General features: G+C 63.5%; 10 protein-coding genes and 3 rRNA genes. 12 read left to right on the forward strand and 1 reads right to left on the reverse strand.

The window, feature by feature from the left end; all coding sequences use genetic code 11:
* Positions 1-80 precede the first annotated feature (80 nt).
* Entirely contained in the window at positions 81-731 is a 651-nt protein-coding gene (locus tag ESP70_RS00680) for a DsbA family oxidoreductase (RefSeq protein WP_149687473.1), read from the reverse strand.
* 74 nt (positions 732-805) lie between these two features.
* On the opposite strand from ESP70_RS00680, the gene ESP70_RS00685 reads away from it, so the two are divergent.
* The 12 genes from ESP70_RS00685 to recN all read left to right on the forward strand — a co-directional run bounded on the left by ESP70_RS00685 (position 806) and on the right by recN (position 14,313).
* Positions 806-1,192, forward strand: coding sequence for a universal stress protein (locus tag ESP70_RS00685; RefSeq protein WP_149687474.1), 387 nt, complete (start codon positions 806-808; stop codon positions 1,190-1,192).
* A gap of 57 nt (positions 1,193-1,249) precedes the next feature.
* The gene (gene tyrS, locus ESP70_RS00690; RefSeq protein WP_149687475.1) at positions 1,250-2,509 is read left to right on the forward strand and encodes a tyrosine--tRNA ligase; all 1,260 of its coding nucleotides are present in this window, start codon (positions 1,250-1,252) and stop codon (positions 2,507-2,509) included.
* A 494-nt stretch (positions 2,510-3,003) separates the two neighbouring features.
* A 16S ribosomal RNA gene (locus tag ESP70_RS00695) occupies positions 3,004-4,521 on the forward strand.
* 350 nt (positions 4,522-4,871) lie between these two features.
* Positions 4,872-7,973: ribosomal RNA gene (locus ESP70_RS00700) — 23S ribosomal RNA — on the forward strand.
* Between the two features lie 102 nt (positions 7,974-8,075).
* A 5S ribosomal RNA gene (rrf, locus tag ESP70_RS00705) occupies positions 8,076-8,192 on the forward strand.
* The 16S, 23S and 5S rRNA genes sit together here, the layout of an rRNA operon.
* Positions 8,193-8,267: 75 nt before the next feature.
* Positions 8,268-9,203 (forward strand): tetratricopeptide repeat protein, encoded by a 936-nt coding sequence (locus ESP70_RS00710; RefSeq protein ID WP_149687476.1) that lies wholly within the window; start codon positions 8,268-8,270, stop codon positions 9,201-9,203.
* A gap of 73 nt (positions 9,204-9,276) precedes the next feature.
* On the forward strand, positions 9,277-9,615 hold the full coding sequence (locus ESP70_RS00715; protein WP_149687477.1) for a single-stranded DNA-binding protein: 339 nt from the start codon (positions 9,277-9,279) through the stop codon (positions 9,613-9,615).
* Positions 9,612-10,631, forward strand: a complete 1,020-nt coding sequence (locus ESP70_RS00720) for an HAD-IIA family hydrolase (RefSeq protein WP_149687478.1) — start codon at positions 9,612-9,614, stop codon at positions 10,629-10,631. The genes ESP70_RS00715 and ESP70_RS00720 overlap by 4 nt, the downstream gene beginning before the upstream one ends.
* The gene (locus tag ESP70_RS00725) at positions 10,628-10,870 is read left to right on the forward strand and encodes a hypothetical protein (RefSeq protein WP_149687479.1); all 243 of its coding nucleotides are present in this window, start codon (positions 10,628-10,630) and stop codon (positions 10,868-10,870) included. The genes ESP70_RS00720 and ESP70_RS00725 overlap by 4 nt, the downstream gene beginning before the upstream one ends.
* Before the next feature lie 4 nt (positions 10,871-10,874).
* A complete protein-coding gene (locus ESP70_RS00730; RefSeq protein ID WP_246161728.1) occupies positions 10,875-11,717 on the forward strand; it encodes a TlyA family RNA methyltransferase in 843 nt (280 codons plus the stop codon).
* Entirely contained in the window at positions 11,714-12,628 is a 915-nt protein-coding gene (locus tag ESP70_RS00735; RefSeq protein WP_149687481.1) for an NAD kinase, read from the forward strand. Before ESP70_RS00730 ends, ESP70_RS00735 begins: the two co-directional genes overlap by 4 nt.
* Positions 12,628-14,313: a DNA repair protein RecN gene (gene recN, locus ESP70_RS00740; protein ID WP_149687482.1), complete on the forward strand. Its 1,686-nt coding sequence runs from the start codon at positions 12,628-12,630 to the stop codon at positions 14,311-14,313. Before ESP70_RS00735 ends, recN begins: the two co-directional genes overlap by 1 nt.
* The last annotated feature ends 74 nt before the right edge of the window (positions 14,314-14,387 follow it).

Genomic DNA, 14,387 nt, shown 5'->3' on the forward strand with positions numbered 1-14,387 from the left:
CTGCGAAGCACCGGGAATGTCGCAGACGCCGTCCTCGCACACGGGGGCGGCGTCTGTGCCGATGATCTCCAGCGGCCCGGTCATTCGCCCGACGCCGCCTTCTGCAGCACCTCGATGAACACCGACGGGTCCTGGGCGCCGGAGACGCCGAACTTCTTGTCGATGACGAAGAACGGCACGCCCGAGATGCCGTACGCGATCGCCTGGTCCTTGTCAGCCTGGACGTCCGCCAGGAACTGCTCGGACTTCAGCGCCTCGACGACCTCGGCCCGGTCGAGCCCGATCTCCGCAGCCAGGTCGGCGAGGTCGTCGATGCGACCCACGTGCCGGCCCTCCGCGAAGTACGCCGACAGCAGCCGCTCCTTCATGTCGAGCTGGCGGCCCTGCGACTTGGCGTAGTGCAGCAGCTCGTGCGCCTTGACGGTGTTGGTGTGCTGCAGCGCATGGAAGTCGTACGACAAGCCCTCGGTCGCGCCCAGCTCCGTCATCTGCGCCAGCATCGACTCGACCTGCGCGGGAGCCATGCCCTTGTGGCCGACCAGGAAGTCGACCTCCGTGCCGTCGAAGTCGACGGGGGTGTCGGGCGCCAGCTCGAACGAGTGGTACTCGACTTCGAGGGCTCCACCGCCCTCCGCGAACTCGGCTGCTGCGGTCTCGAACCGGCGCTTGCCGATGAAGCACCACGGGCAGGCCACGTCGGACCAGATGTCGACCTTCACTGTTTCAGTCACGCCGTGTGCAACGTCATGGCTCCCAGCCCGTATTCCGCTCGCCAGGAGAGGAGTTTCGCCGGTACGCTCATGTCATGACAATTGCCGTGGCGTACCGTCCCGACGACTTCGGACGGGCCGCCCTCGACTGGGCTGCCGCCGAGGCGCGCACCAAGGGTGAGTCTCTCCTGATCATCAACGTCCACCGTGTCGAGCCGCGCCTCGACACGGGGCACGCCAAGGGTCGTCACCTTCAGGACCTCACCGAGGGACTCGCCAAGGACAACGTCCCCTACGAGCTGCGCCAGGTCGAGGGTGAGAACGTCGCCAGCACGGTCCTGTTCGAGGCGGAGCAGGCCAGTGCGTCGCTCGTCGTGATCGGCGTACGCCCGCGCAGTCCCGTCGGCAAGATCCTGATGGGCAGTGTCGCGCAGCAGATCCTGCTCGACTCCGCAGTGCCCGTCGTCGCCGTCAAGCCTTAGGACGGGGGAGCGCCGCGCTAAAGTCGCGGTGCATCCCCGACCCCGAAGGACTGGCCAGTGACCCACGTACTCGACGACCTCGACGCGCGAGGACTCATCGCGCACTCGACGGACCGCGACGCCCTGCGCGCGGAGCTGTCTGAGGGGCCGATCACCTACTACGTGGGCTTCGACCCGACAGCGCCGAGCCTGCACATCGGCAACCTCCTGCAAATCCTGACGGCACGCCGACTTCAGCTCGCGGGGCACAAGCCTCTGATGCTGGTCGGCGGCTCCACCGGACTCATCGGTGACCCGAAGGAGGCCGGCGAGCGGGTCATGAACACCAAGGAGACCGTCGGCGAGTGGGTCGACAACATCCGTGAGCAGGTCTCCCGCTTCGTCGAGTTCGGCGGTGACAACGGTGCGACGGTCGTCAACAACCTCGACTGGACCGCGGGCCTCAGCACGATCGACTACCTGCGTGACGTCGGCAAGCACTTCCCGGTCAACCGCATGCTGGCCCGCGACGTCGTGAGCAGCCGGCTCGAGTCCGGCATCAGCTACACCGAGTTCAGCTACGTCCTGCTGCAGTCACTCGACTACCTCGAGCTGCACCGGCGCCACGGCTGCGTCCTCCAGACCGGAGGCAGCGACCAATGGGGCAACATCACCGCCGGCGTCGAGCTGATCCGCCGAGCGGACGGCGACAAGGTGCACGCGTTGGCCACCCCGCTCATCACCAAGGCCGACGGCACCAAGTTCGGCAAGACCGAGTCCGGCACGGTGTGGCTCGATCCAGGGCTCACGAGTCCGTACGCCTTCTACCAGTCGTGGATCCAGGCCGAGGACTCCAAGGTCATCGAGTACCTCCGCCAGTTCACGTTCCTGGGCCTCGACGAGATCAGCCAGATCGAGGCCGAGCACCTCGAGAAGCCCGGACTGCGCGGCGCACAGCGACGCCTCGCTGCTGAGGTCACGACGATCGTGCACGGCCAGGAGGAGACCGCGGCCGCCGAGCTTGCCTCCCGAGCGCTGTTCGGACGCGGCGAGCTCTCCGAGCTGTCGGAGTCGACGCTCGCGGCAGCCTTGCGAGAAGCCGGCGCCGTCGACCTGGCCGCAACCGATCGCCCCACGGTCGTGGATGCCTTCGTGGCCGCCGGGCTGGCCGACAGCAAGTCGGCCGCCCGCCGGGCGGTCGCCGACGGGGGAGCGTACGTCAACAACGAACGGGTCTCCGACCCTGATCTCGAGCTCACCACCGAGCACCTCCTGCACGGCACCTGGGCGGTCCTGCGCAAGGGAAAGCGGTCGATCTCGGGCGTGTCGGTGTCCTGATCCCCGTCATTTCAGGGGCTCGAGACCATGTGACGTGGACCATACGGAGCCGATTTGACGAAGCGGGAAACGCCCCCGTAATGTTCTTCTTGTTGGACAGCACGGCGGAGCGAAAGGCCGAAAGGCCGGTCACTCGGAGCTTCCAACCAGCTCAACCGAAGCGGTCGACGGCACGGCGCCTCAGGCGCCCGGAGACGGACCGCGGACAACGAAGCTGAACATGGTGACCGACCCGGTTTGACCGGTGAAAACGAGCCGTGTAAGTTAGACGAGTTGCCCCAAGGCAGAGACCGCGAGGTCGAAGCCGAGGTGAGCGTCTGATCCTTGAGAACTCAACAGTGTGCCAAAAGTCGACGAGATTAATTAGTAGTACCCCGTCGAGACCATCGGAGAGCTTCGGCTCGCCGACCTTGATGGAAATCAATTCCGACAATTTATTTGTCAGCAAATAGTTTGTCAGAGTCGAACTGAAGTTTGGCAGCGCTTTAGCTGCTTCAACGGAGAGTTTGATCCTGGCTCAGGACGAACGCTGGCGGCGTGCTTAACACATGCAAGTCGAGCGGTAAGGCTCCTTCGGGAGTACACGAGCGGCGAACGGGTGAGTAACACGTGAGCAATCTGCCCTTCTCATCGGAATAACCATTGGAAACGATGGCTAATGCCGAATATGACCTCGGATCACATGTTCTGAGGTGGAAAGCTCCGGCGGAGAAGGATGAGCTCGCGGCCTATCAGCTTGTTGGTGAGGTAATGGCTCACCAAGGCATTGACGGGTAGCCGGCCTGAGAGGGTGACCGGCCACACTGGGACTGAGACACGGCCCAGACTCCTACGGGAGGCAGCAGTGGGGAATATTGGACAATGGGCGAAAGCCTGATCCAGCAACGCCGCGTGAGGGATGACGGCCTTCGGGTTGTAAACCTCTTTCAGCAGGGACGAAGCGAAAGTGACGGTACCTGCAGAAGAAGGACCGGCCAACTACGTGCCAGCAGCCGCGGTAATACGTAGGGTCCGAGCGTTGTCCGGAATTATTGGGCGTAAAGGGCTCGTAGGCGGTTTGTCGCGTCGGGAGTGAAAACTCAGGGCTCAACCCTGAGCGTGCTTCCGATACGGGCAGACTAGAGGTATGCAGGGGAGAACGGAATTCCTGGTGTAGCGGTGGAATGCGCAGATATCAGGAGGAACACCGGTGGCGAAGGCGGTTCTCTGGGCATTACCTGACGCTGAGGAGCGAAAGCATGGGGAGCGAACAGGATTAGATACCCTGGTAGTCCATGCCGTAAACGTTGGGCGCTAGGTGTGGGGACCTTCCACGGTCTCCGTGCCGCAGCTAACGCATTAAGCGCCCCGCCTGGGGAGTACGGCCGCAAGGCTAAAACTCAAAGGAATTGACGGGGGCCCGCACAAGCGGCGGAGCATGCTGATTAATTCGATGCAACGCGAAGAACCTTACCTGGGTTTGACATATACCGGAAAGCTGCAGAGATGTAGCCCCCTTTTGGTCGGTATACAGGTGGTGCATGGCTGTCGTCAGCTCGTGTCGTGAGATGTTGGGTTAAGTCCCGCAACGAGCGCAACCCTCGTCCTATGTTGCCAGCACGTAATGGTGGGGACTCATAGGAGACTGCCGGGGTCAACTCGGAGGAAGGTGGGGATGACGTCAAGTCTTCATGCCCCTTATGTCCAGGGCTTCAAGCATGCTACAATGGCCGGTACAAAGGGCTGCGAAACCGCAAGGTGGAGCGAATCCCAAAAAGCCGGTCTCAGTTCGGATTGGGGTCTGCAACTCGACCCCATGAAGTCGGAGTCGCTAGTAATCGCAGATCAGCAACGCTGCGGTGAATACGTTCCCGGGCCTTGTACACACCGCCCGTCACGTCATGAAAGTCGGCAACACCCGAAGCCAGTGGCCCAACCGTTTACGGAGGGAGCTGTCGAAGGTGGGGCTGGCGATTGGGACGAAGTCGTAACAAGGTAGCCGTACCGGAAGGTGCGGCTGGATCACCTCCTTTCTAAGGAGCATTTGGCAGCCGGCGCAAGCTTGGTTGTCCATTGAGTTGTTTGTACGGCGAATGTCTGTACGCAACTCAGCTCACTAGTGGATCGTCGATTATTTGGCTTGATGACAGCCAACAGCGTCAGTACTTCTCTTCGGAGAGTGGAACCTCGCTGAAACGTAGTCATCAACTCAGGCACACTGTTGGGTCCTGAGGGATCAGCTCGTAGAGTTGAGACCTCGGACCACATACCCCCACGAACCACCAGGTTCACCCCTTAGGGACATCTGGCAGGCGCGGGATCTTTATGTGGGACCGAACGTATTTTGAGAACTTCACAGTGGACGCGAGCATCTTTGTAGTAACAACAAGCTACTAAGTGCACATGGTGGATGCCTTGGCATCGAGAGCCGATGAAGGACGTTGGAGTCTGCGAAAAGCCCCGGGAAGGTGACAACCGACCTGTGATCCGGGGATGTCCGAATGGGGAAACCCACCTGGAGTAAAGTCCAGGTACCTCTGTCTGAACACATAGGACAGTAGGAGGGAACGTGGGGAAGTGAAACATCTCAGTACCCACAGGAAGAGAAAACAAAAGTGATTCCGGTAGTAGTGGCGAGCGAAACCGGATCAGGCTAAACCTCAGTGATGTGATAGCCGGCAGGCGTTGTCACTGGGGTGTTGTGGGACCACATGGTCTGTTCTGCCGAGCAGGCAAAGAGTCATAAACCATGAGTGAAGTGAAAGCCAACTGGAAAGTTGCGCCATAGAGGGTGATAGCCCCGTACACGTAAGCTCATGGCTCTTTTGTGTCATCCCAAGTAACACCGAACCCCTGAAATTCGGTGTGAATCTAGCGGGACCACCCGTTAAGCCTAAATACTCCTCGATGACCGATAGCGGACTAGTACCGTGAGGGAAAGGTGAAAAGTACCCCGGGAGGGGAGTGAAATAGTACCTGAAACCATGTGCATACAATCCGTTGGAGCTCTTCCTTGTGAAGGGTGACAGCGTGCCTTTTGAAGAATGAGCCTGCGAGTTAGCGTTCTGTAGCGAGGTTAAGGCGTCGAGCCGTAGCCGTAGCGAAAGCGAGTCCGAATAGGGCGACCATAGTTGCAGGATCTAGACCCGAAGCGGAGTGATCTATCCATGGGCAGGTTGAAGCGCGGGTAAGACCGCGTGGAGGACCGAACCCACCTAGGTTAAAAACTGGGGGGATGACCTGTGGATAGGGGTGAAAGGCCAATCAAACTCCGTGATAGCTGGTTCTCCCCGAAATGCATTTAGGTGCAGCGTTGCGTGTTTCTTGCCGGAGGTAGAGCACTGGATGGGCTAGGGGGCCTACAAGCTTACTGAACTCAGCCAAACTCCGAATGCCGGTAAGTGAGAGCGCAGCAGTGAGACAGTGGGGGATAAGCTCCATTGTCGAGAGGGAAACAGCCCAGACCATCAGCTAAGGTCCCAAAGCGATAACTAAGTGGAAAAGGATGTGGAGTCGCAGAGACAACCAGGAGGTTGGCTTAGAAGCAGCCACCCTTGAAAGAGTGCGTAATAGCTCACTGGTCAAGTAATTCCGCGCCGACAATTTAGCGGGGCTCAAGTTATCCACCGAAGCTATGGGATTCATGCAATAGCCAGGCCTTCGTGGTCCAGGCGCATGGATCGGTAGGGGAGCGTCGTGTGGCGAGAGAAGCGGCGGAGTGATCCAGCCGTGGACGCCACACGAGTGAGAATGCAGGCATGAGTAGCGAATGAGGAGTGAGAAACTCCTCCACCGAATGACCAAGGGTTCCAGGGTCAAGCTAATCTTCCCTGGGTAAGTCGGGACCTAAGGCGAGGCCGACAGGCGTAGTCGATGGACAACGGGCTGATATTCCCGTACCGGCATTAGATCGCCCATGCCGAACCCAGAAATGCTAAGTGCCCAAAACTGGCGGGACTCTTCGGAGCGAAGCCGGCGCTGCGCACGACCCGATCTGGTAGTAGGCAAGCAATGGTGTGACGCAGGAAGGTAGCTCATCCCGGGCGATGGTTGTCCCGGGCTAAGGACGTAGGGCGAATGGTAGGCAAATCCGCCATTCACATGCCTGAGATCTGATGGGGAGACGTTTTAGTCGAAGTGAGTGATCCTATGCTGCCGAGAAAAGCATCTAGCGAGATCTAGAGCCGCCCGTACCCCAAACCGACTCAGGTGGTCAGGTAGAGAATACTAAGGTGATCGAGTGAACCATGGTTAAGGAACTCGGCAAAATGCCCCCGTAACTTCGGGAGAAGGGGGGCCGGATGCGTTATCGGACTTGCTCCGAGAAGCGTTGAAGGCCGCAGAGACCAGGCCCAAGCGACTGTTTACTAAAAACACAGGTCCGTGCTAAGTCGAAAGACGCCGTATACGGACTGACTCCTGCCCGGTGCTGGAAGGTTAAGGGGACGTGTCAGCGCAAGCGAAGCACAGAACTTAAGCCCCAGTAAACGGCGGTGGTAACTATAACCATCCTAAGGTAGCGAAATTCCTTGTCGGGTAAGTTCCGACCTGCACGAATGGAGTAACGACTTGGGCGCTGTCTCAACCATGGACTCGGCGAAATTGCACTACGAGTAAAGATGCTCGTTACGCGCGGCAGGACGGAAAGACCCCGGGACCTTTACTATAGTTTGGTATTGGTGTTTGGTTCAGTTTGTGTAGGATAGGTGGGAGACTGTGAAGCTTGGACGCCAGTTCAGGTGGAGTCATCGTTGAAATACCACTCTGGCTGTACTAGACATCTAACCTAGGTCCATTATCTGGATCAGGGACAGTGCCTGATGGGTAGTTTAACTGGGGCGGTTGCCTCCTAAAATGTAACGGAGGCGCTCAAAGGTTCCCTCAGCCTGGTTGGCAATCAGGTTTCGAGTGTAAGTGCACAAGGGAGCTTGACTGTGAGAGTGACAGCTCGAGCAGGGACGAAAGTCGGAACTAGTGATCCGGCGCTGGCAAGTGGAAGCGGCGTCGCTCAACGGATAAAAGGTACCCCGGGGATAACAGGCTGATCTTCCCCAAGAGTCCATATCGACGGGATGGTTTGGCACCTCGATGTCGGCTCGTCGCATCCTGGGGCCGTAGCAGGTCCCAAGGGTTGGGCTGTTCGCCCATTAAAGCGGCACGCGAGCTGGGTTTAGAACGTCGTGAGACAGTTCGGTCCCTATCCGCCGCGCGCGTAGGAAACTTGAGAAAATCTGTCCCTAGTACGAGAGGACCGGGATGGACGAACCTCTGGTGTGCCAGTTGTTCCGCCAGGAGCACTGCTGGTTAGCTACGTTCGGAAGCGATAACCGCTGAAAGCATCTAAGCGGGAAGCGTGTTTCAAGATGAGGTTTCCCACTGGTTTACCAGGTAAGGCCCCCAGCAGACCACTGGGTTGATAGGCCGGAGGTGGAAGTGCAGCAATGCATGGAGCCGACCGGTACTAATAGGCCGAGGGCTTGTTTCTTACAAAGATCTACCGCGTCCACTGTGAGGTTCCCGAGATATGTTCGGGAACCGGAAAAGCTCCCTTCGGGAGAGCTCCAAGGTTTTGATATCTCAATAGAGTTTCGGCGACCATGGCGAAAGGGAAACACCCGGTTACATTCCGAACCCGGAAGTTAAGCCTTTCAGCGCCGATGGTACTGCACGGGAGACTGTGTGGGAGAGTAGGACGTCGCCGGACAATCTTTAGCGCGAGGCCGCTCCTTCGGGAGCGGCCTTGCTGCATTTTCGCAACATTTGATGGAAGGAACGACTCATGGCTGAGTCGAGAAACCCCCGCCGTGACGGTGGGAAACCAGCTGGCCGAGGCGCCGGCAGTGGTGGTGCTCGTGGCGGCAAGCCCGCGGGCCAGGGACGAGATCGGCGCGGCAGCGGAGATCCTTCGCGCCGGGACGGTAAGCCCGCCGACACTCGTGGAGGCAAGCCCACGCATCCGCGCCGAGACGGCAAGCCCTACGAGGCACGTCGTGATCGACGTCAGGAAGAGGGCGATCGGACCGCAGCGCAGAAGATCTATGACGGCCCGCCGATCCCGGACGACGTCAGTGCCAAGGACCTGGACAAGCACGCCCGCCAGGCTTTGCAGGCTCTGCCTGAGAAGCTCGCCGACAAGGTTGCGCGGCATCTCGTCATGGCAGGTCTGCTGATCGCCGAGGATCCCGAGACGGCCCACCTGCACGCGCTTGCTGCCAAGGCACGCGCGACCCGAACGGGTCTCGTGCGCGAGGCCTGCGGCGAGACGGCATATGCGGCGGGCAAGTTCGCCGAGGCGTTGTCGGAGTTTCGCGCGGCCCGCCGGATGACCGGTGGCTATCTCTACGCGCCGATGATGGCCGACTGCGAGCGCGCCCTGAAGCGTCCGGACAAGGCGATCGCCTATGACACCCCGGAGATCCGAGGCCACCTGGACGACGCCGGCCAGATCGAGCTGTCGATCGTGGTCGCCGGTGCGCGCCGTGACCAGAAGCAGTACGACGCCGCCGTCCGGCTGCTCGAGACCGAGCCGCTGCACACCAAGGGCCGTTCGGACTGGGTGCCGCGTCTCCGCTATGCGTACGCCGATGCGTTGCTGGATGCCGGGCGCCGCGACGAGGCCGTCGAGTGGTTCCACCGCACGGTCGCGGTCGACGGCAACAAGCAGACCGACGCCGAGGAGCGCCTGGTCGAGCTCGAGAAGCGTCCACAGAGCTGACGTACGTCGCGCTTGTCCACAGCGCGTGACGTGATGGATGCCCCCTGCCGTTGGCAGGGGGCATCGTCGTTTCATGACTGATGACAACAACAGGGTGCACCTTGCGGGCCGGGTCTCGGCGGACCCCGAGACTCGCGTCCTTCCAAGCGGCGACGAGGTCGTCTCGTTCCGCCTGATCGTCCGACGCAGCGCAGCAGCGCGCCGACGATCCAAGCAAGTCGTCGACACGATCGAGTGCTCGGCGTGGAGTTCGGCGATGCGACGCGTGGTGAGCCGCCTCGAGGCCGGCGCGGAGGTCGAGGTGACCGGCGAGTTGAGGCGCCGATTCCCCCGCGGCGCGATCAGCTTCGTGTCCGTCGATGTCGACTCCTGCCGGAAGGTCACGTCCCCGGCGGTAGCCTCGGGGACATGACTCTGAGCGCGACCGGTTTGGGCTCGACGACGCAGTCGCTCAGCACGGTCTACGACCTGGCGATGCTGGACCTCGACGGCGTCGTCTACGTCGGCCAAGACGCCGTGCCCGGGGCCGCCAAGGCGCTGGAGATCGCACGCGCCGGGGGCATGCGGCTGGCCTACGTGACGAACAATGCCTCGCGGACGTCGCACGAGGTGGCCGATCACCTGCGTGAGCTGGCGATGCCCGAGGTCTCCGACAGCGACGTGGTCACCTCGGCGCAAGCTGTGGCGCACCTCGTGGCGGACGCCGTACCCGCCGGATCGCCGGTGCTGCTCGTCGGCGGCGAGGGTCTCCGCTCACCGCTGGAGGAGCGCGGCTTGCGTTGCGTGACGAGTCTTGACGACGGTCCTGTGGCGGTGGTGCAGGGATTCCACCCTGACGTTGGCTGGCGTCAGCTGTCGGAAGCGTCCTTTGCGATCCAGACCGGTGTGCCGTGGTTCGTCAGCAACACCGATCTGACGATCCCGACCGCTCGCGGCATCGCTCCCGGCAACGGTTCGCTGGTGCAGGCCATCCGCAACGCGACCGGGGCGACGCCGACGGTCGCCGGCAAGCCCGAGAAGGCGTTGTTCGACGAGACGATGGAGCGCGTGGGCGGCGAGCGGCCGCTTGTCGTGGGTGATCGTCTCGACACCGACATCGAGGGTGCGGTCAACGCCGGTACGGACAGCCTCGCCGTTCTGACGGGCGTCAGCACGTTGCAGGAGATCATCGACGCCGGGCCGCGCAGCCGGCCCACGTACGTGTCAGCGGACCTGGCCGGGCTCAACGAACCGCACCTCACGATCGAGTACGACACGGACCGGGCGCGTTGCGGTGCTGCCACGGCTTTGGTGCGCGATGACGTGGTGAGCGTGGAAGCCGGCGATCCACACAGCACCGACGCTCTGCGAGCGGTGATCGGACTCGCGTGGTCGTTGCGTGATCGCTCCGACGTCTCGGTGACGGTGGATGGGACACTGAAGGCATGAGCGAGTACTCCGACACCGACCTGTCTGACGCGATGGAGCAGGAGCAGGTCGACCAGTCCACCGCGGAGCCGATCGAGCCGACCGGCCACGTGGCGATCGACGAAGCGCTCGAACGTCTGGCCCGGCTCAACGACCTGGAAATCACGTCGCACCCGCAGGAGTTCGATGCGATCCACCGGGTGCTCCGCGAGTCGCTCGCCAACGCGGGCCGCGACGGGGACCTCCCCGAAAGCCCGTGACGGAGTGACCAGACGGCTTCGGTTGGATGCCGAGCTCGTGCGCCGCGGCTTGGCGCGCTCGCGCGAGCATGCCGGCACGCTGATCGAGGAGGGTCAGGTCAAGGTCGCCGGATCGGTCGCCACCAAGGCGGCAACCGGCGTCACCACGGACCAGGCGATCGTCGTGCGCGCGAGCAACGAGCCGACCTACGCCTCACGAGGTGCGCACAAGCTGCTCGGTGCGCTGGCTGTGTTCGAGCCGATGGGGCTCACGGTGGCGGGCAAACGGTGCCTCGATGCCGGGGCTTCGACCGGTGGCTTCACCGACATCCTGCTGCGCAAGGGCGCTCGCCAGGTCTGCGCGGTCGACGTGGGCTATGGACAGCTGGTGTGGGCGTTGCAGTCGGACGATCGCGTCGTCGTGTTCGACCGGACAAACGTCCGTCGGCTCGAGGCGGACGACATCGGCGGTCCTGTCGAGCTGATCGTCTCGGATCTGTCGTTCATCTCCCTTACGGTGGTCATGCCTGCCCTGACGAGGGTGTGCGAGCCGAGCAGCCCAGAAGGCGGAGGTGACATCGTGCTGATGATCAAGCCGCAGTTCGAGGTCGGCAAGAGCAACCTCGGCAAGAACGGCGTGGTGCGCGATCCGGCGTTGCATGCCGATGCCGTCCACCGGGTGTGCCTGTCGGCCTACGAGCAGGGCTGGGGCACCAAGGCCTTGGCACCGAGCCCGCTGCCCGGGCCGGCCGGCAACGTCGAGTACTTCTGCTGGCTGCGCAGTGACGCCGAAGCGCCCAGCGAGGAGGCGGCGCACGCCGTCGTCGCGGCGGGGCCGTTGGACGCGACGTCGGGGGAGGGCGCATGACTCGCCGGGTCCTGTTGATCGTGCACGTCGCGCGCGAGGAGGCGAGCAAGGTCGCCACCGCATTCGCCGCGGACCTGCGGGCCGAGGGTGTCGACGTCTGCGTGCTCGATGCCGAGCTCGAGACGTTGCGGGCCGCCGGCCTGGACAATCCCGGCGTCGTCGAGGCCCAGCCCGGTGCCGCCGACGGCTGCGAGCTGGCCGTGGTGTTCGGCGGAGATGGCACGATCCTGCGCGCCGCGGAGATGTGCCGCGGCACCAGCACCCCGGTGCTCGGGGTCAATCTGGGACACGTCGGCTTTCTGGCTGAGGCAGATGTCGAGGACCTGCACGACGTGGTGCGCGGTGTCGTGGACGGCACCTACACCGTCGAGGAGCGACTCACGGTCGACGTGTCGGTCACCGTCGGCGGCGAGGTGGTCGCGACCAACTGGGCGCTCAACGAAGCATCGGTCGAGAAGGCGGCGCGCGAGCGCATGCTCGAGATCGTCGTCGAGATCGACGATCGCCCGGTGTCACGGTGGGGCTGCGACGGTGTCGTGTGCGCGACCCCGACCGGGTCGACCGCCTACAACTTCAGCGCAGGTGGGCCGATCGTGTGGCCTGAGGTCTCGGCGCTGCTGATGGTGCCGATCAGTGCCCACGCCCTGTTCGCGCGGCCGCTTGTCGTCTCACCGGACTCGACGCTGGCCATCGAGGTGGTGGGCGAGCTCTCCACCGGAGTCCTGTGGTGCGACGGTCGGCGCGCAGCCGATCTGCCGGTGGGCGCACGCGTCGAGGTCGTCAAGGGCAAGACGCCCGTACGCCTGGCTCGTCTGCAGCCCGCCTCGTTCGCAGACCGATTGGTGCGCAAGTTCGACTTGCCTGTCGCGGGTTGGCGCGGTTCGGCCGAACGCCGCAGAGGAGATTCCTGATGTGGCAGCATCTGCGACTTTCGTCGCTCGGCGTCATCGACTCGGCTGAGCTCGAGCTCTCGGAGGGCTTCACCGTCATCACCGGTGAGACGGGGGCCGGCAAGACCATGGTCGTCACGGCGTTGGGACTTCTGCGCGGAGATCGCGCCGACCTGGGCCTCGTGCGTCGTGGTGCCGACCAGGCGCGGGTGGAGGCCAGCATCGGTGTCCCGCCCGGCGCGGCGGCGATCGCTGCGGTCGAGGACGCGGGAGGGCGGATCGACGACGACGTCGTGATCCTCGGTCGAGTGTTGTCAGCGCAGGGCCGGTCGCGCGCGATCGCGGGCGGCGCCACGGTGCCTGCCGCCCTGCTGGCGGACGTCACGGACGAGCTGGTGGCGGTGCACGGCCAGTCTGACCAGCACCGGTTGCTGCGTGCCACTGAGCAGCGAGCGGCGCTCGACCGGTTCGCCGGTGAGGCGTTCGCGGCGGCTGCTGAGGCATACGCACCGGCCTATGCCCGGTGGCGCACGGTCGAACGTACGTTGCTGGAGCTGCGCACGCATGCGCAGGAACGGGCTCGCGAGCTCGACGTCCTGCAGTTCGGGCTCGATGAGATCAACGACGTCGAGCCGCAGGCTGGCGAGGACGAGCAGCTCAAGATCGAGGAGGGGCGTCTGGCGCATTCGGAGTCCCTCGCTCGTGCCGCTGACCAAGCGCACCGCTCTCTCGTCGGTGAGGCCGACCTCGACGCAGCTCGCACACAGGTCGCCGAGGCCTCTGCGGCGTTGCGGGAAGCCGCGGGGCACGACCCGGCACTCGACGCACTGGCCGAACGAGTCCTCGAGCTCGGCATCCTGCTCGACGACGTCGGCGCAGAGCTGGGCGCGTACTCGGGCGGTGTCGAGCTCGATCCCGAACGGTTGGCCGCACTGCAAGAGCGCCGGGCCGCATTGGCCGGCCTCCAGCGCAAGTACGGCCCCACACTCGACGACGTCCTGGCCTGGGCCGAGAAGAGCGCGACCCGCCTGGGCGAGCTCGGCAATGACGATGAGTCGGTTGCTGCTCTCGAGGCGGAGCAGGCCGAGCTCATCCCCGAGGTGACCCGCCTGGCGCACGAGATGTCGGCGATTCGCACCGAGGCCGCGGCCCGCCTGTCGTCGCTGGTCGACGAGGAGATCGCGCAGCTGTCGATGCCGTCGGCGCGGCTCGAGGTGCAGGTGACTGCTGGTGCCGATGCCGTGCCCGGCCCTCACGGCATCGACGAGGTCGAGTTCCTGTTCGCGGCCAACAGCGGCACCGGGCTGCGACCGCTGCACAAAGGGGCGAGCGGTGGTGAGCTCTCCCGCCTGATGCTGGCGCTCGAGGTCGTCCTCGCCGACCGCACGACCGTGCCGACCTTGGTGTTCGACGAGGTCGACGCCGGCATCGGCGGCAAGGCGGCGGTCGAGGTGGGCCGCCGACTCTCGCGCCTGGCCGAGCACGCGCAGGTCATCGCCGTGACGCACCTGCCGCAGGTCGCCGCGTTCGCCGATCACCACTTCGTGGTGTCCAAGGACGACGACGGCACGGTCACCAGCAGCGCGGTGATCGAGCTCGACGAGCACCATCGGGTCGACGAGCTGGCACGCATGCTGGCCGGCCAGGAGGACTCCGCGACCGCCCAGGCGCACGCCCGTGAGCTGCTGGACCTCGCCCGGAGCTGACCTGAGTTCTGCCTGAGACTCTGTCTTTTGGGCGACACGCCGGGGGAGCGCGCAAATCGATCGGCCTCAGCGGG

Origin of the sequence: Aeromicrobium ginsengisoli (assembly GCF_004134905.2) — a bacterium.
GTDB lineage: Bacteria > Actinomycetota > Actinomycetes > Propionibacteriales > Nocardioidaceae > Aeromicrobium > Aeromicrobium ginsengisoli.